The organism is Pandoraea oxalativorans (assembly GCF_000972785.3).
GTDB classification, from domain to species: domain Bacteria; phylum Pseudomonadota; class Gammaproteobacteria; order Burkholderiales; family Burkholderiaceae; genus Pandoraea; species Pandoraea oxalativorans.
In genome coordinates, this window is sequence record NZ_CP011253.3 from 3,998,638 (window position 1) to 4,015,573 (window position 16,936).

Consider the following 16,936-nt stretch of genomic DNA (forward strand, 5'->3'; position numbering starts at 1 on the left):
TTGTCTTGCGTTCAGGCAATTGTGCAGAAATGATGCCCAAAGCAGTGGCTCAGGCCGCGCGATGCAATAAGACGTTCGGACAGTCGCGCAGAATTGCCGGTGTGATGCAGTATAGCGAGTCGACGTGACGTCCGGCGAGGCAGGCCCGGTGATATGCTTCATCGGCGTCCGGGGCCGGACAGACAGTATCGAGTATCGAGGCCTCACCGGCACGCTGCACGGGACGCCATCTGCCACGCATGCCGACACAGGAGCCGTCATGGGTACTCCCCGCCACATCCCCACACCGACCGAGGCCGCCACGCTCGCCCGCAACTGGGTCAGCCACTTCTCCAACCCCACCGCCGTCGGCATGACGCTCGCGTTTGTCGCAGGCTATATCGACGTGGTCGGCTTCATCGCGCTGTTTGGCCTCTTCACGGCGCACGTGACGGGCAACTTCGTGATGATCGGTGTACAACTGGTCGCCAACACCCACGTCGGCGTACTCGCCAAGTTGCTCGCGTTGCCCGTGTTCGTCATTTTCGTCGCGATGGTCAAGCTCATCGTGCAGCGTTTTGCAAACACCAACCGCCGTCCGCTCCGGTTGTTGCTGATCTTGCAGACGTTGCTGCTGCTCGGGTTCATGATCGTCGGTATGGCCGCGCAGCCGATTCTCTCGGCCGACGCGCCGCTCGCCATTCTCTCCGGCATGTTCGGCGTCGCCGCGCTCGCGATCCAGAACGCCGTCGGACGGCTGGTGCTCGCCGACCTCGCCCCGACCACCATCATGACCGGCAACACCACGCAGATCGTGATCGACATGGTGGAACTCGCCAGCGGCAACTGCGGCGACGACAAGGCCGCCAGAACGCGGCTGCGCAAGATGCTGCCTGCACTGGCCGCTTTCGCCGTCGGCGCCATCCTCGGCGGCTTCGCGTACCACGGCGCAGGCTTCTGGAGCGTGCTGTTGCCGGTCGCGCTGCTCGCCGCGCTCGCCACCGCCAACGAGTGAGCCTGCTCCGTCCCCGAAGAACAATCCCGCGGAACGCGCGATAATGTCGGCCTTTTGCGGGATTAGGGGATTTCGGAATGAAGCTGGATTCGCAGTGGGTGCTCGTCACGGGTGGGGCACGCGGACTGGGCGCGGCCATTACGCGCGCGGTAGCGCGTGAAGGCGCAGGCGTCGTCATCAACTATTTGCGCAGCGACGTGGCCGCGCGCGAACTGGCCGAATCGCTTGGCGAGCGCGCCATCGCGTTGCAGGCCGACGTCACCGACGAGAAGGCCGTCGCCCGCCTCTTCGCCGAAGCCCGCGAGCGCATTGGCGGCCCCATCGTCTGCGTCGTCAACAACGCGCTGGCCGACTTCCGCTTCGACGGCGATGCACGTCCCAAACTGGCCGACATCTCCTGGTCGCGCTTCTCGCAGCAGCTCGAAGGGGCCGTCAAAGGCGCGCTCAACACGATGCAGGCCGCACTGCCGGGCATGCGCGAAGCCGGGTTCGGACGCATCGTGAACGTGGGCACCAACTTGTTCCAGAACCCGGTCGTGCCGTATCACGATTACACGACCGCCAAGGCCGCCCTGCTCGCGCTCACGCGCACGGCGTCCAATGATCTCGGCCCCGACGGCATCACCGTCAACATGGTCTCGGGCGGTCTTCTGCGTGTGACCGACGCCAGCGCCGCCACACCGCAAGCCGTGTTCGATCTGATCGCAAGCCTCACGCCGTTGCGTCGGGTCACGACGCCGGAAGAATTCGCCGACGCCGTGCTGTACTTCCTCTCGCCGTGGGCGCGTGCCGTAACAGGGCAGAACCTCATCGTCGACGGCGGGCTGGTGAAGGGCTGAACCCAGTACGTCAGACCTACGCAGTACGCAAGGCGGGGAACGCGTCCGTGCCGACGCCGGACGCGGTAAAATTGCCGTCTTTGTGAGCGCACGCTCACCCCCATCTCACTTCCCAACCCCGAATTCAGACAGTGACCGCAACTTCCGCCACACCCGCAGACATCCCGACTGACGACACCAGCGGCACCGATGCCATCCACGAAGACCGCCTGTGGCGCGACGACGGGTGGACGGCGAAGGTCGTCAAGAACGAAGAGGACGACGGCTGGGCGGTGGCGATGTTCAAGGACGGCGAGTCGGAACCCGCTCTTGTGGGGCCGTGGACGATGGGGCGCGACAAGAAGAATCCGAAGCCGCTGGATGTCGGCGCGTTCCATACGCTGGTGAAAACGGCGAGCGAGGTGTTGCGGCGTCACGAACAGCAACTGCGCGCGCAGTTGCACAAGCGCATCAGTGTGGATGGGCCGGACGGCGAAATCGACGTCACACTCGACATCGTGCCCGACGACTACGATCCCTACGCCATGTTGAGCGCCATCGATCGCTTCGGCGAAACGATTGCGACGGTCAAAGTGCCGCCGTCGTTCAAGCTCTCGCGCAACAGCGCGCGCGCCTGGGTCGAGAACGAATTTCAACGTCCCCAGTAAGCACCCGCTAACCCTGCCTCCTCCTCTCCTGCCCCATCCCATCACTGCGGATACCGGGATAACCGCCCGTCTGGTTAGCGCGTCCGACGACGCCTAAGATGAATTTCGCCGACATACCGCGTGCACTGCGCTCTCCGCCGCAACACGGGAGCGGGCGCTCACACCGTGCAGCGGCGGGGTTCACATCGAATCCGGCGTCAGGAGACCCCATGAAACGCTTTCATATCGCGCTCGCCGTGCGCGATCTCGACGAATCCATCATCGATTACTCCGCGCGTCTCGGGCAGCCGCCCGCAGCCGTCGTGCCAGGTGCCTACGCCATGTGGCGCACCGATCTGCTGAACTTCTCGATCAATCAGTCTCCGTCGCGCGTGGGGGAGCTTCGCCACGTCGGCTTCGAAGACGACGAGGCCCCTGAGTACGCCAGCAGCACGGACTGCAACGGCCTGCTGTGGGAAGCCTTCTCCGCCGCAGAACAAGACCGTCGCATAGTGAGCACTTACGGGGTCGCGGTGCGAAACGCCTGAGCGCCCTGCCCCTCACCCCCTCCGTTTGGGATCAAGAACAGGTCGGGGCGACTTGCGGCGGAACTGCTATCGCTTGAGCATCTGGCCCTTCGGGCGCTGAGTATCGCGGACATCCCGTCGGCTCCGACGCACCTCCTCGCGACCGATAGCTACACCTTTCTTGAGGTGCAACGGTTCGACCGGATCGGACGCTTCGGTCGCGTCGGAATGCTCTCTGCGGGGGCGATAGACGACGAGTATTTTGGGAAGCGAGACAATTGGTCCGCGTTCGCGACGCGATGCGAGCAAGCTCGGCTCATTCCGGCAACCGAAGCCACGAAGATTCACGTGATGGCCGCATTCAGCGAGCTTATCGGTAACGGAGACCGACACTTCGAGAACATCTCGCTGCTCTTTAATGCGCGTGGCGGGATTGATCGAGTGGCCCCCGCATATGACATTCTTCCCATGAATTACGCGCCCTTGGGCGCAGGCGTCGATCCCGATCTATTGCCCATCACACCCAGGATTGGGGCGATTGGCGCGCGGCCAAACGTTTGGGGAAAAGCGTATTGTGCTGCCAGAGCGTTCTGGGAGCGTGTGCAACAGGGCGCTTGTCCTTTGCCGATCCCTGACGAGTACAAGGATCTTGCGACGGCAAACCTTGCGGTGGCGAAGGACTTCGTGGTTCCGCTCGTCCCCGGCAATTGAATGTCGAAGGTCCAGTCAGTGGCAACCTGACTGGACCTTATGCCGGACGGACGGCCCGCAAAAAATCACGCAGGCACTTCGTCCGAATCTTCCACGCCACCGAAGCCCGGCAGCGGACGTTGCCAGCGCTGCGCGATGAACACACCGACGAGCGCCACACCGCCGCCGATCACGTGGAACGTGTGCAGTTGCTCACCCAGCAACACGACGGCAATCGCTGCCGTCATGACCGGCAGCACGTTGATGAACATGCTGCAACGGTTCGGCCCGAGATGCCGGATCCCCTGAATCCACAGAATCGGCAACACGATCGAAGCCCCCAACCCGGCGTACAGAACCAACGGCACCGTCGCCGCATTCAACTGGGCTTGACCGGCAGGCACCATCGCGAGCATCGGGATCATCGTGATCAGCGCCGCCCACGCCTGCACGTAGGTCGACTGCGCGGGCAGCACCGCCACGTGCCAGCGCCGCAGCAGCACGCTGTATAACCCGTACGAAGCGGACGCGATCAGCATCAGAATGTCTCCCAGATGCATGCCGCCGTCGAGCAACTGCGACGGATGTCCCTGCCCGATCAGATACACCAGCCCGGCGAGCGACAGCAGACCGCCCACGAGCATGCCGAGGGTCGGCGGCTCGCGCAGCAGCACCACGCTCCAAAGCAGGGTCAGCAACGGGGCCAGCGCCGTCACGATCGCCATATTGGTCGCCGTGGTGCTGTGCGCCGCGAGATACGACAGGCTCTGATAGAACGACATGCTCAGAAAGCCGAGGAAACCGAGCTTGGCGAGTTGCGGGCGCACATGATGCCAGTTGCGCAGTAGCGGACGAATGACGAAGGGTGTCATGACGGCTAGCGCCAGCACCAGACGATAGAACGTGATGGCCGACGGCGCGATGGTCGTGGCCGAGAGCTTCGAAACGATGACATTGCCGGCCCACAACAACATGGCGCCGAGCGGATACAGAAAGTACCCCATGACGATTTCCCACAGGTTTGACAAAGGAAACGCCATCGTCAGGGATGTCACACCGGACCGTCTCACGCTAAAATTCCAAAACCTGTCTCAAAAAGGACACCCGTGGCCACCGAAAAGGCTGTGCGTCGCGTCATCGATCCGCGTCTGACCGACCACCTGCGATTCGAGAGCACCCCCATGCCGATGGCGGCGATGGCGGTCGATTACGCGCACAACGAATTCATCGCGTCGCATTCGCATCGGCGCGCGCAACTGCTCTTTTCGATTGAGGGCGTGATGATCATCGCGTCGTCGTCGGGTCGCTGGGTCGTGCCGCCGACACGCGGTGTCTGGCTCGCGGCCGGGCTGGAACACACGGTGCGCATGAGCGGTAATGTCAAGATGCGCACCGTATTCGTAGAGCCGGGCAGCGAGCCGTTGCCCGACACCAGTTGTGTCGTCGAGATCACGCCCCTGATGCGCGAGCTGATTCTGGCCGCCATCCATGTGCCGCCGGACTACGCGCCCGACTCTCGCGACGCACGCCTCATGCGTCTGCTGCTCGACGAACTGATCGCCCTGCCCGTCTTGCCGCTCTATCTGCCGTGGCCACGAGACGCGCGTCTGGCGCGCATTTGCGCTCGTCTGATGCAAAGCCCTTGCGACGACGCCGTCATCGACCATTGGGCCAACGAAGCGGGCATCTCACCGAAGACGTTTCAGCGACGCTTTTCCACAGAGACGGGCCTGACGTTCGGCCGCTGGCGTCAGCAAGCGCGGCTGCTTCAGGCGCTGGAAGCGCTCGCACGTGGCGAAAAGATCGTGAATGTGGCGCTCGATCATGGCTACGCCAGCCAGAGCGCATTTGCAGCGATGTTCAAAAGGCACTTCGGCGTACCGCCGTCGGCGTTTTATCGATAATGACGAGTGCAGCGCGCGTCGATGCGACGGGACAACGTCATCAGGTCACAGCGCGCGCAAAAATCACGGAGATCACACCATGCATTACCTGCTCACTTACGAACTCGTCGACGATTACCTCGATCGCCGCGGCCAGTACCGCGACGCGCATCTGGCGCTCGCATGGGCGGCTTCGGATCGCGGCGAACTGCTGCTTGCGGGCGCGCTGGAGTCACCCGTCGACACGGCAACCCTGCTCTTCGAAGGCGACTCGCCTACGTCGGCAGAAGCCTTCGCGAAGACCGATCCGTATGTGGTGAATGGACTGGTGAAGTCGTGGCGCGTACGGCCGTGGAAGACGGTCGTCGGCAAGACGGCAAGCACGCCGGTGCGTTGAAAGAGGGTCGTGCGCATGAACCGGCAGCACAAGAACAAAACGCGCCTGGCCGTGAAGCCAAGCGCGTTTGTCGACAACCGATCGTGCGTCGTGTTTCTGGAGCTTTCCGAGAATCACGCCGCTAAATCTGGCGTCCCCTAGGGGATTCGAACCCCTGTACTCACCGTGAAAGGGTGATGTCCTAGGCCTCTAGACGAAGGGGACCTAAAGTCTTCCGTTTTGGTGGAGGTAAGCGGGATCGAACCGCTGACCTCTTGCATGCCATGCAAGCGCTCTCCCAGCTGAGCTATACCCCCGTACGGCGAAGAAGTGAGACTATAGCGTGCTTTTCCGACCTTGGGAAGCCCCTGTATCAAAATATTTTGACGGAGCCGGATGTCACCACGATGACTCGCCCGCCGTCGGTCACACCCGATCCCCGGTCTTACTGGCTCAGTCCACGCGCCTCGATGGGCCAGAGACCTTCGACCCGCCCGTGCCGCACCGCCACGTATCGGTCGTAGAGATTGACCGTCGGATCGCAATGCCCCGGCACCAGCAGAATCGGCTCGCCCAGCCATGGCGCGCTATCTTCCTCCGGCGAGGCGAGTTCCAGCACGCCGTGCTCGTCCGAGGCGGTCCGGTAATGCGGTTTGCTCGCCTGTTGCGACGACCAGAAGCGTGGCAGGCCGGAATCGGTCGCCACGCTCTTGAGTCCCGCATCGCACACGATGATCCCGTTGCGCGCCGTACTCATGACCGTCGACGCGAGAAACAGGCCATGGCGGAAACGCCAGTCGTCGCGCCATTCGAGCGAGCCGTAATGGCCGTCGAGAAACACATACGACCCCGGCTGAATTTCGGTGTACACGCCGCTCTCGATATCGAACTCGGCCGTGCCTGTGCCACCGCCCGTCACGACCGGACAGGCAATGCCGCGCGCTTCGAGAAAGCGCACGTAAGCCGATGCGCGGTCGGCAGCAAGACGCGCCGTATCGCGCCGCTTTTCCCAGCCGTCCACATGCTGCGCGCTGCCGTGATACGCCTGCAATCCGCCGAAACGCAATCCCTCGTAGTGATCGATGGCGTCGACCAGTTGCGCCACGGCATCCGTCGAATCCACGCCGCAACGCCCCTGCCCCACGTCCACCTCGGGCAGCACGGCGATGCGCACGCCGGCGCGCTGCGCGGCCTTACCGAGCGGTGCGACCTGCCGCACGTCGTCGACACACGCCGACAGCGTGACGTGCGCCGCCATGGCCACAGCCAGCGCCACGCGCGCCTCGCCGACGAATTCGTTACTGATATGGATGTTGCCGATGCCCGCGTTGACGAACGGGATGGCCTCCGTCACTTTCTGACAGCAGATGCCGACCGCGCCCGCTGCCATTTGTGCACGCGCGATGGCGACGGACTTGTGCGCTTTGGCATGCGGGCGCACCGCAACACCGCGCGCTGCCGCTGCGCTCGCCATGCGTTCGACGTTCGCATCGAACGCGTCGAGATCGAGCAGCAGCGACGGCGTAGCCACCTGCGCGAGCGTGTCCCCCGCCCGTGCCACAGGCGGCACGGCAATGCTGCCGGTGACCACGTTCGCAGCGTTGGCAGCACTCGCCTGCGTCGAAACCGTATTGACTGAATCTGGCATCACAATCCTCAATCCGTTGATGGGCGTTCGCAGAAAATGGCGGCATTCGCGCGAGGCCACGCCAACACGCACGGTGTCGCGCTGGCAGTCGCGCTGGCGGTCACACCCGCAGTCGCTTAAGCCACCCCGCCCGGCAACGCCCGCGCCAATACGCGCGCAACGTGCAACGCTTCCGTTTGGGCCCCATCGTGAATCTGATGGCGGCAACTGGTGCCGTCGGCCACCACGATGGCGTTTTCGCTGCGCTGACGAATCGCAGGCAACAGCGTCAATTCCGACATGGCGCGCGACGTGTCGTAATGCTCCGCCTCGTAACCGAAACTGCCCGCCATGCCGCAGCACGACGATTCGATCGATGATACCTTCAGCCCCGGCACCCAACCAAGGACCGCCGTGACGGGCGAGTAAGCGTCGAACGCCTTCTGATGGCAGTGCCCGTGCACCAGCGCCTCGCCCACGCCCTGCGGCAGCGCTTGCCAGGCCACATCCAGTCGCCCTGCCGCCCTCTCGCGAACCAGAAATTCCTCAAACAAAAACGCGTTGTCCGCCAACTTGCGGGCCGCATCGCCGAAGCCATAGCCGAGCACTTCGTCGCGTAGCGAGAGCAGACACGACGGCTCCAGCCCGACGATCGGCACACCACGCTCGACGAACGGCATCACCGCGTCGAGCAGGCGTCGCGCTTCCGCCTTCGCTTCGTCCACCAGACCGGCCGCGAGGAATGTCCGGCCGCAACACAGCGGCCGCTCGCCAGCGCGCTGATTCACATGGACGGTGTAACCGGCCGCTTCGAGCACCTGCTTCGCCGCGCGGGCGTTTTCCGGCTCCATGTAGTTGTTGAACGTGTCGACGAAGAGCAGCACCTGACGCGAGTTCTCCGCATCGACGGGACGGCCCAGCGGCGTCTGACGCGCCAGGAACGCGCCGGTAAGCGCAGGCACCGAGCGCTCTAGCGCAAGCCCAAGCCAGCGCTTCGCCACGTTGCTGCCGGGCAGACGCTGCGCCGCATCCAGCAGCCTGCCCACCCGGCTGGCCCACGGCGCGTAGCGCGGCAGATACGCGATCAGCTTGTCGCGCAACGACACGCCGTGGCGCTTCGCGCGCGCATTGCGCGCCTCGATCTTCAAGCGCGCCATATCGATGCCCGTCGGACAATCGCGTTTGCACCCCTTACACGACACGCACAGGTCGAGCGCCGCCTTCACCTCGTCGCTCGCCAGCCCTTCGTCGCCCAGTTGACCGGAGACGGCCAGACGCAACGTATTCGCCCGCCCGCGCGTGACGTGCTGCTCGTCGCGCGTCACGCGATAGCTCGGGCACATCGTGCCCGCGTCGAACTTGCGACAGTGGCCATTGTTGTTGCACATCTCGACGGCGGACGCGAGGCCGTGCGAGGCGTCCGTCCCCGTGTCCGGCGCGCTCTGCTCGCCGCTGAGCGCATCGCGCTTCACGTTCCAGGCCGTCCAGTCGAGTGCGGGCGTCATCGGCTTTGCCGCATAGCCCGGTGCGAAACGGAACAGCTCGCGCGTGTCCATCTTCGGCGGGCGCACCATCTTGTCCGGATTGAAACGATTCTCCGGATCGAACAGATTCTTCATTTCGCCGAAGGCCGCATTGATGCGCGGCCCATACTGCCAGGCCACCCATTCGCCGCGACACAGCCCGTCGCCGTGCTCGCCCGAATAAGCGCCCTTGTATTCGCGCACGAGCGCCGCCGCTTCCTCGGCGATCTCGCGCATCTTCACGGCGCCGTCGCGGCGCATGTCCAGAATCGGCCGCACGTGCAGCGTACCCACGCTCGCATGGGCGTACCAGGTGCCTTCCGTCCCGTTGCGGTGGAACACTTCGGTCAGACGCCGCGTGTACTCCGCCAGATGCTCAAGCGGCACCGCGCAGTCTTCGATGAACGACACGGGCTTACCGTCGCCCTTCATGCTCATCATGATGTTCAGGCCCGCCTTGCGCACTTCCCAGAGCGCCTTTTGCGGCCCGGCGTCCGGCATCTTCACCACGCTGTCCGGCAAACCGAGATCGCCCATCAGCGTGGCGAGATCGTCGAGCTTCGCGCGCAGTGCGGCGGGATCGTCGCCCGCGAATTCGACCAGCAGAATCGCCTGCGGATCGCCCGTGAGCGCCTTCTCGATGACGGGACGAAACGCGGCATTGTCCATCGCCAGATCGATCATCGTGCGATCGACCAGTTCCACCGCCACCGGCCCCAGCTTCACGATGTGCTGCGTGAGGTCCATCGCCTGATAGAACGTGGGGAAGTTCACCACGCCGAGAGTCTTGTGGGCGGGCAACGGTGCGAGTTTTAGCGTGATCTGACGACTGTACGCCAGCGTGCCCTCCGAGCCCACCAGCAGATGCGAGAGGTTGGCCACACCGTCATCCGTGTACGCGCGCGGGTTCAGGCAATCGAACAAGTCGAGGTTGTAGCCCGCCACACGGCGCAGCACGCGCGGCACACGCTCGCGCATCTCTGCCTGTTCGCGCATCGCGATGTCGTGAACGCTCGCGAGGATCGCCTTCGTGCGCGCATCCGTGGGCGGCGTGTGCAGGGAGCCAAAGTGCAGTTGCGCGCCATCGGCCAGCACCGCATCGACCGACAGCACGTTGTGCACCATGTTGCCGTACTCGATGGAGCGCGAACCGCACGAGTTGTTGCCGGTCATGCCACCGATGGTGCATTGCGCGGCGGTGGAAACGTCCACCGGAAACCACAGCCCGTGCGGCTTGAGCCACGCGTCCAGATGATCGAGCACGATGCCCGGCTCGACGGTCACGGTGCGCGCCCCGGCGTCGAAGTCGATCACACGGTTGAGCCACTTGCTGTTGTCGATGACGAGCGCTTCGCCGATGGTCTGTCCGCACTGGCTCGTGCCTGCACCGCGCGCGAGCACCGGCACTTTCTGGTCGCGTGCGATATCGAGCGCGCGGATCAGATCCTCCTGATCGCGCGGCACCACCACACCGATGGGGAAGATCTGATAGATCGACGCATCCGTCGCATAGCGCCCGCGACTGGCGCGATCAAATAGCACGTCGCCGCGTAGTTCGCGACGCAGGCGGTTCTGCAACGGCGTGAGTGCCACCCCGCCGCGCTGCATCGGCATCAAATGCACGGGCTGGCTGATAGGCGTTTGCGGCGTTTGCGGCGTTTGCGGCGTTGGAGTCGTCGGAGGCGTCGGAGTCGTGGAAGAGGCGCCATGAGGCGTCGCGCGGGCGTTCGATTGGGAATTCATGACGTTGCTGGCGTTGAGCTGGCCGGACCGAAGAAGAGGCACCACGCATCGGGGGCGGGCCTGCGACGAACGGACACGAGGCCCGTCCGGCAGGTGTTCTGCAGGGAGATGTCGCTTGTCTTGCGGATCGTGCGCACGCTCGCCGCGCCCCTCACGATCCGACAGATCAGGCAGACATCGCACGCACGTCAGGCAGGCTGACGCGCGTTGCTTGCGTTAGCCGTATCACCGGCAAGCGAGAACTTGCTCTCAGGTTGCATGCGGAACGCCAGCACCACACCGACGGCCATCAGAATCATGCTGCCCACGAATGGCAGTTCCCAGTTCCCCGTGCGGTCGATGAGATAGCCGGAGAGCACCGGCGAGATGATCGCCGCGAGTGCCGAACCGGTATTCATCATGCCGCTGGCCGTGCCCGAGTATTCCGGTGCGACGTCCATCGGGATCGCCCACATCGGGCCAATCGTCATTTCGGCGAAGAAGAAGCCCGACGCGAGACACGCCATCGACACGTACAGATGGTGCGTGAACATCATCGGCACGAGCGAAATCAGCGTGAGCAGCATGCACACGGAGACCATCCAGCTACGGGCGCGCTTCAGGTTGCCGGTGCGCTCGTAGAGCTTGTCGGTGACGATCCCGCCGAGCGTATCGCCGATCACACCGGCAAAGAACACGCTCGAAGCGAACAGCGCCGACTTTTTCAGATCGAGGTCGTAGCTATGCAGGAAGTACTGCGGAATCCACGACAGGAACAGCCAGAGCGTCCAGCCGTAGCAGAAGTACACGACCGTGACCGGCATCATGCGCTTGAACAGCGGACCCCACGGTACCGATCCGGTCTTGGCCTTGAGCGCGGGCAGCACGGCCAGTTCTTCGGTCGTGATGCGCGGATGGTCTTGCGGACGTTCGGTGAACGTGAGCGCCCACAGCCCCACCCAGATCAGGCTCACGATCCCGCACAGGTAGAACGATTCGCGCCAGCCGTGCGTGGCCATGATGAACACCACCACGGCCGGGGCCACGGCGTTACCGATACGCGAGGCCGCGTGCGTGATCCCCTGCGCGAAACCGCGCTTTTCCTTGGGAATCCAGCGCGACATGGCCGACGTGGCCGCCGGGAACGTCGCCCCTTCGCCTAGACCCAGCAGCAAGCGCGCCAGCAACAGCGTGACTAGGCCACCGGCCATCCCGGTCAGGATCGTCGCCACTGCCCACAACGCGCCGCATACCAGCAACGTACGCTTCGCACCGAAGCGATCGCTCACCCAACCGCCGATGATTTGAAAAACCAGATAGGGATAGGCAAATGCCGAGAAGACGAGACCGATTTCCGTCTTGCTGAGATTGAATTCCTTGCCGAAACCGGCGGCCGCCGTGCTGACGTTGACGCGATCGAGGTAGGTGATGAAATACATGACGCATAGCATCACCAGCACGACCCTTGTCGCCTTGAAAAGCTTCATTGCATGTCTCCTGAAACATCCTGTGAAGCGCGCCCGCAGCATGCTGGCAGCGCAAAGGCGTTGCTGCGCCGCGAGCTCTTCTGTCGTGAAGCTCTGCCACGCGTGAATGACAATTAAAGCGTTTTACTTCAGGAGCGCCGGCGTTTCATACATCGAGACGCCGACGCTCCGCGTCTCCTGGTTAGGATTACTAACGGCAGGTTACGCGGCGACCTTGAGCGACGGCGTGTCTTTTGCCTTCGCCAGATAGTCCATTGCCGCGACGACACCCGAACCCGCCAGCTTCACGCCAGAGATTTGCAGGCCCATTTCACAACCGGAGAGCGTCGCCATGAGCGTCAGGTCGTTGCAGTCGCCCAGATGGCCGATACGGAACATCGTGCCGCGGATCTTGCCGAGCGCCTGACCGAGCGACATGTCGAAGCGTTCGTAAATGCGTTTGCGGACTTCGTCGGCGTCCACGCCTTGCGGCATGACCACACCGGTGAGCACCGGGCTGTACACCGCCGGATCCTGACACTGAATCTCCAGCCCCCAGGCGTTGACCGCGCGACGCGTCGCCTCGGCCAGTCGCTGGTGACGGGCAAACACGTTGTCCAGCCCTTCTTCCAGAATCATGTCCAGCGCTTCGGACAGGCCGTACAAGAGGTTCGTGTTCGGCGTGTACGGCCAGTAGCCGTTCTTGTTCGCTTCGATGATTTCCTGCCAGCCCCAAAAGGCACGCGGCAGCCTGGCCTGCTTACCGGCTTCCAGCGCCTTGGGCGAGACGGCATTGAAGCTGATGCCGGGTGGCAGCATCAGACCCTTTTGCGAGCCCGAGACGGTGACGTCGACACCCCATTCGTCATGGCGGTAGTCGGCCGAGCCGAGGCCCGAGATCGTGTCGACGAGCAGCAGCGCCGGGTGCTTTGCCGCATCGATGGCGCGACGCACGGCCGCGATATCCGAGGTCACACCGGTGGACGTTTCGTTGTGCACCACGCACACCGCCTTGATCGCGTGGCCGGTGTCTTCGCGCAGACGCGCTTCGATCATGTCCGGCTGCACGCCACGACGCCAGCCATCAGTGCCCGGCAGGCCGATGAACTCCGGCTTCAGGCCGAGGTTTTCGGCCATCTTCTTCCACAGCGTGGAGAAGTGGCCGGTCTCGAACATCAGTACGTGATCGCCTGGCGAGAGCGTGTTCGTCAGCGCCGCTTCCCATGCGCCAGTGCCCGACGCCGGATAAATCACCACCGGCTGTTCGGTTTTGAAAATCTTCTTGATGTCGGCGAGCACCTTGCGACCGAGCGCCCCGAATTCGGGGCCGCGGTGATCGATCGTCGGATAGCTCATGGCGCGCAGAATGCGATCGGGCACCGGGCTCGGACCAGGAATCTGCAGGAAATGGCGACCCGAGGGATGGAAATCGAGCTTCAACATGAACGTCTATCTCCTCTTGGAAAATTCGTTTTTGAATTTTGCATTCAAAATACTTTAGCAGAGCCGATGACTTTCGCAAGGGGTGAGAAGCGCTTTTAATACAGTCGTTTACCCTAGAGATACGGACGCCTGATACGGTGCGCTACAATCGCGACCATGACGCCTGATGCCGATTTGATGATTTTGAATGCAAAAAATGGATAACACGTCGACGATTGCCGCCCCCGAAATCCCGCGTGTCGAACGCCTGCGATTGCACGACACCGTCGTCGAGCACCTCCGACGCCTCATCATCGAGGGGGTGCTTTCCCCCGGGGTCAAGCTCAACGAACGCGAGTTGTGCGAGACGCTGGGCATCTCGCGCACGCCGCTGCGCGAAGCGTTCAAGGTGCTGGCCGCCGAAGGACTCATCGAGATCGCACCGAATCGCGGCGCGAGCGTCGCGCGCATGACGGAGAAGGAAATCCGCGAGATGTTCGAACTCATGAGCGCGCTTGAAGCATTCTCGGGGGAGTTGGCAGCCGAGCGTATGACAGCCGTCGAACTCGCAGAGATCAAGGCCTTGCATTACGCCATGCTCGCGTGCCGCGTGCAGCAGGACCTGCCGGGCTATTACGCGCGGAATCAGGCGATTCACGATCGCATCAACGAAGCGGCGCGCAACGGCGCGTTGCGACAGACTTATCTGGCGATCAACCGCAGGCTGATGGCGCTGCGCTTTCGCTCGAACTTCCATTCGGACAAGTGGGACCGCGCCATTCACGAGCACGAGCAGATGATCGACGCGCTGGAGCGACGCGACGGCAAACGACTCGGCGAGATTCTGCGCAAGCATTTACTGGCCAAGCGCGACGCCGTCCTGCAAATTCACGCCGAACCGGCAAGCGACGCCCCGAGCAACTGACGCGCGGCATCTCGGCCAACATCACATCAAACGACAAACGGCACGCGAGTGCATTCACTCAACGTGCCGTTTGCTTTGCGACTGACTTTGTCGCCACCTTCTCTCGGGCAGCATTGACGACGACCTTTGCCGCGCAATGCTTCGCTGCGCGCGGGACCCACCGACGCATCGCCGCTGTACGCCGTTACAGCCGACGCTCTGCCGCTTCCAGTGCCCGACGCGCCAGGACGGCCGGTGACTCCAGCACTTCTCCCGCAAGGCGCGCAACAAGCGAAGCCACGTTACGACCGTACTGCTTGCCAGCGATGACATCGGCCGGATCGAGCGCATAGGCCGCGTCGACTTCGACGCCCGGCGCCGTGACCGCCGGGAAATCGCCAGCGAAACGCGTGACCGGCGATCCTGCCGCGCCGCGCATCTCGAATTCGGCGTCGTCGGCTTGCGCATCGGCCCACACCATGCCGTGCTGTGCAGCCAGCGCGGCAAAGTAGTCGAGCGTGTTGCGCTTGTCTTCGCCGGAGCGGCAACTGAACGCGAATCCGCCCGCGACCTTGTTGCGCCAACTGCGTGCGCGCCACATGCCCGTGGTGGCGTCGGCGAAAGCCTTGAATGCGGCGGCAACGCCGCCCTGAAACGCCGGTGCACCGAAGATAATGGCGTCGGCCGCAGCCAGACGCGACAGCATGACTTCGTCGTGCCATTGATTGCCGATCACCTGATGCGGCTCGATGCTGAACAGTTGTGCGTGTGCGCCCGCGTCATTCACGCCCTGGGCGACCGAATGGGCAATCATGGCGGTTGCGCCGCCCTGCGAGTAATACACGATTGCGATATTGGACATGGCGTAGTGCTTCCCAATTGGATGTCCGCCCCATGGCACCGCCGGGATCGCGCTTCCCTACGCTTCCTCTGGCTGTCTGGACATCAGTCAAGGCCAGATAATGCCAGTGATAACCCCTAGGGAATAGCCCGCATTCATGGACATGACTGTTCCGTTAAAGATAACAATCGAACGAATTCAGGATGCTGTCACTTCGCGAGCGCGAAACTGACAGGAAGATGGCGCGGCGCTGACGGCGCGCCGCCGTGGACGCCACCGGCCGAAAAGCCCTTGCAGCAAGGCGCGGCAGGCCAGTGGGCGGAACAGCCCCGACAGGCGGAGCCGAAGGCTCATGGCCCCACCGGTGGCAGGGGCAATTACGGGAAGATTCGCGATGTCCGACAGCGCAGGTTGCGCCGTCGGACGCTCGACAGTTCCCGCAAACCGCATGAGTTCGACTCAACGAAGCACGAACGTCTCGTGCGGGCATTCTGCGTAGACGACGCCGGTTTAGCGCCGTGACGTTGCCCCGGCGGACGCGCCAAGTCTCACCGACAACTGATCGGCCAATTCGCGCATCTGGCGACCGATGCGTTGTCCGGTCTGCGCATCGATCTCATTGGTCAGAAAACTCACCGCCAGCCCGGCGACTGCACGCTCACCGCTCGCGTCGAACACCGGTGCGCCGAAGCAGATCATGCCTTCGCGCATCTGCCCGTTGTCGATCGAATAACCGTCGCGACGCACTTGCGCCATCTCTTCGGCCAATGCGGGATAGGTCGCGACGCTCGCACGCGTGAGCGGTGCAGGCCACGCCCCCGCCAGCAAATCGGCCGCCTCGCCCGGCGGCAATGTCGAGAGCATGGCTTTGCCGGTCGCCGTATAGGGCGCGGGCAAGCGCATGCCGATGCGAAACGTCACGCCCAGCGGACGGTTGCCGTTATGGCACGCGAGATAGATCACTTCCGCGCCATCGAGCACGGACAGTGTCACGGTTTCTTCCGAGAATGCACGCGACGTTTCCCAGACCGCCCGGAACTCCTCGGTAATGTTGGTCTGCGAAAGGAACGCATTCGCCCATCCCATCACATACGACCCCATCGTCATGCCGCCGTTGGCATGACGCTTCACCAGACGCAGTTTGACCAGCGTGTCGCACAAGCCATGCAGCGTGCTCTTCGGCACGCCCGTCTCGCGCGCGAGATCGGCCAGCGCCACCGGTTCGGACGACGCCGCAATCACATCGAGGACATGCACAGCCCGCACCACGGCAGGCGCTGTGGTCTTTAGCGGCTCGTCGGAATGGGCGGCGGCGTTCGCCGCAGAAGCGTTGGCAGGCAGATCGAGTTTGCGCTTTGGCATGAATCGGGGATCTCGGGAATCTCGGGAAACGGCGTCGATTGTGTCGGGATGCATCGGGTGGACGGGCCGGGTAACGACCGACACGCCGCCAGCATGGTACGGGCAAGTCATTCTCATTCCGGCCTAGGGAAAAC

The 16,936-nt window shown here is 63.4% G+C and carries 15 protein-coding genes and 2 tRNA genes; 8 read left to right on the forward strand and 9 right to left on the reverse strand.

Going from position 1 to position 16,936, the window contains the following annotated elements; all coding sequences use genetic code 11:
* Window positions 1–259 precede the first annotated feature (259 nt).
* The 5 genes from MB84_RS17585 to MB84_RS17605 all read left to right on the forward strand — a co-directional run bounded on the left by MB84_RS17585 (window position 260) and on the right by MB84_RS17605 (window position 3,697).
* Window positions 260–994: a YoaK family protein gene (locus MB84_RS17585; RefSeq protein WP_046292700.1), complete on the forward strand. Its 735-nt coding sequence runs from the start codon at window positions 260–262 to the stop codon at window positions 992–994.
* A gap of 77 nt (window positions 995–1,071) precedes the next feature.
* Window positions 1,072–1,833 (forward strand): 3-oxoacyl-ACP reductase, encoded by a 762-nt coding sequence (locus MB84_RS17590; protein ID WP_046292701.1) that lies wholly within the window; start codon window positions 1,072–1,074, stop codon window positions 1,831–1,833.
* Window positions 1,834–1,964: 131 nt separating this feature from the next.
* Window positions 1,965–2,480 carry a hypothetical protein gene (locus MB84_RS17595; protein ID WP_046292702.1) on the forward strand — a complete coding sequence of 172 codons (516 nt, stop codon included), beginning with the start codon at window positions 1,965–1,967 and terminating at the stop codon, window positions 2,478–2,480.
* Between the two features lie 209 nt (window positions 2,481–2,689).
* Window positions 2,690–3,007, forward strand: a complete 318-nt coding sequence (locus MB84_RS17600) for a VOC family protein (RefSeq protein ID WP_046292703.1) — start codon at window positions 2,690–2,692, stop codon at window positions 3,005–3,007.
* Window positions 3,008–3,118: 111 nt separating this feature from the next.
* Complete coding sequence (locus MB84_RS17605; protein WP_245725575.1) at window positions 3,119–3,697, forward strand: HipA domain-containing protein; 579 nt, start codon at window positions 3,119–3,121, stop codon at window positions 3,695–3,697.
* A gap of 65 nt (window positions 3,698–3,762) precedes the next feature.
* On the opposite strand, the gene MB84_RS17610 is transcribed toward MB84_RS17605, so the two are convergent.
* Complete coding sequence (locus MB84_RS17610) at window positions 3,763–4,680, reverse strand: DMT family transporter (RefSeq protein WP_052653488.1); 918 nt, start codon at window positions 4,678–4,680, stop codon at window positions 3,763–3,765.
* 177 nt (window positions 4,681–4,857) lie between these two features.
* On the opposite strand from MB84_RS17610, the gene MB84_RS17615 reads away from it, so the two are divergent.
* Window positions 4,858–5,580, forward strand: a complete 723-nt coding sequence (locus tag MB84_RS17615) for an AraC family transcriptional regulator (RefSeq protein WP_084010057.1) — start codon at window positions 4,858–4,860, stop codon at window positions 5,578–5,580.
* A 79-nt stretch (window positions 5,581–5,659) separates the two neighbouring features.
* Window positions 5,660–5,956, forward strand: coding sequence for a YciI-like protein (locus tag MB84_RS17620; protein WP_046292705.1), 297 nt, complete (start codon window positions 5,660–5,662; stop codon window positions 5,954–5,956).
* Window positions 5,957–6,084: 128 nt separating this feature from the next.
* On the opposite strand, the gene MB84_RS17625 is transcribed toward MB84_RS17620, so the two are convergent.
* The 6 genes from MB84_RS17625 to MB84_RS17655 form a co-directional block, all read right to left on the reverse strand.
* Window positions 6,085–6,160 (reverse strand) — tRNA-Glu (locus MB84_RS17625).
* Window positions 6,161–6,176: 16 nt separating this feature from the next.
* Window positions 6,177–6,252, reverse strand: a tRNA-Ala gene (locus tag MB84_RS17630).
* A 128-nt stretch (window positions 6,253–6,380) separates the two neighbouring features.
* A complete protein-coding gene (locus MB84_RS17635) occupies window positions 6,381–7,583 on the reverse strand; it encodes a DSD1 family PLP-dependent enzyme (protein WP_245725396.1) in 1,203 nt (400 codons plus the stop codon).
* A 116-nt stretch (window positions 7,584–7,699) separates the two neighbouring features.
* Window positions 7,700–10,699: an FAD-binding and (Fe-S)-binding domain-containing protein gene (locus MB84_RS17640; RefSeq protein WP_046292706.1), complete on the reverse strand. Its 3,000-nt coding sequence runs from the start codon at window positions 10,697–10,699 to the stop codon at window positions 7,700–7,702.
* Between the two features lie 317 nt (window positions 10,700–11,016).
* Window positions 11,017–12,294, reverse strand: coding sequence for an MFS transporter (locus tag MB84_RS17650; RefSeq protein WP_046292708.1), 1,278 nt, complete (start codon window positions 12,292–12,294; stop codon window positions 11,017–11,019).
* 201 nt (window positions 12,295–12,495) lie between these two features.
* Window positions 12,496–13,716, reverse strand: coding sequence for a pyridoxal-phosphate-dependent aminotransferase family protein (locus MB84_RS17655; RefSeq protein WP_046292709.1), 1,221 nt, complete (start codon window positions 13,714–13,716; stop codon window positions 12,496–12,498).
* A gap of 187 nt (window positions 13,717–13,903) precedes the next feature.
* Between MB84_RS17655 and MB84_RS17660 the strand changes: the two genes are divergently transcribed.
* A complete protein-coding gene (locus MB84_RS17660) occupies window positions 13,904–14,620 on the forward strand; it encodes a GntR family transcriptional regulator (RefSeq protein WP_046292710.1) in 717 nt (238 codons plus the stop codon).
* Between the two features lie 184 nt (window positions 14,621–14,804).
* Here MB84_RS17660 and MB84_RS17665 read toward each other — a convergent pair whose 3' ends face one another.
* Together MB84_RS17665 and MB84_RS17670 are read right to left on the reverse strand one after the other, a co-directional pair.
* A complete protein-coding gene (locus MB84_RS17665; RefSeq protein ID WP_052652526.1) occupies window positions 14,805–15,461 on the reverse strand; it encodes a flavodoxin family protein in 657 nt (218 codons plus the stop codon).
* 489 nt (window positions 15,462–15,950) lie between these two features.
* A complete protein-coding gene (locus MB84_RS17670) occupies window positions 15,951–16,802 on the reverse strand; it encodes an IclR family transcriptional regulator (RefSeq protein WP_084009844.1) in 852 nt (283 codons plus the stop codon).
* Window positions 16,803–16,936 lie beyond the last annotated feature (134 nt).